The organism is Vibrio sp. 1249-1 (genome assembly GCF_033340495.1).
In genome coordinates, this window is record NZ_JAWOWJ010001115.1 from 1 (window position 1) to 531 (window position 531).

Sequence of the window (531 nt, forward strand, 5' to 3'; positions counted from 1 at the left end):
TTGCGTGGTCCGTGGTTCAACGTGTCACCCAACAGCACCAAATGCTTTGCACCTGATGCTAGGAATAACTTGATGGTTTCTTCGGTTGCTGGCAAAGAGCCATGCAGGTCTGAGGCAAAAAATAGTTTCACGACGTTGTCTCCTCAAAATGTATGAGGCTATTCTACGGCATTCTGACGTATGCTCAACCGACTTCCCGATTACTGATGACGCACAGTCTCAATCAGCATTGGTAGCAAATGGAACCAAGCAAAATATCCGGCACCGACTAAAACTAATGTCCAAAAAACCATCGAAATGAACTTCGACTTCGCTAAATGGTGTAACGGGTCCGGTTCCCCACACCCTGGACATGTGTGAGCACGTTTCGATATTTGTTTCTCACACACAGGGCAAGAGACTAAAGGCATGATTTAAATTCCTCAACTATATGCTTAGGGCACAAAGAATAGCGCCTGTGAAAATATATGCAACATCACTAATAATCAATATCTTAGAGATTGACGCATGTCGCTGACTTGAGAAAAATAT

2 protein-coding genes are annotated in these 531 nt (G+C 43.7%); both read right to left on the minus strand.

Features of this window, described 5'->3' with window-relative positions; all coding sequences use genetic code 11:
- A partial coding sequence (locus tag R7Z50_RS30760; protein WP_411979550.1) for a metallophosphoesterase occupies positions 1–131 on the minus strand: 131 nt, incomplete at its 3' end.
- A gap of 69 nt (positions 132–200) precedes the next feature.
- Complete coding sequence (locus tag R7Z50_RS30765) at positions 201–410, minus strand: hypothetical protein (protein ID WP_011105727.1); 210 nt, start codon at positions 408–410, stop codon at positions 201–203.
- Positions 411–531 lie beyond the last annotated feature (121 nt).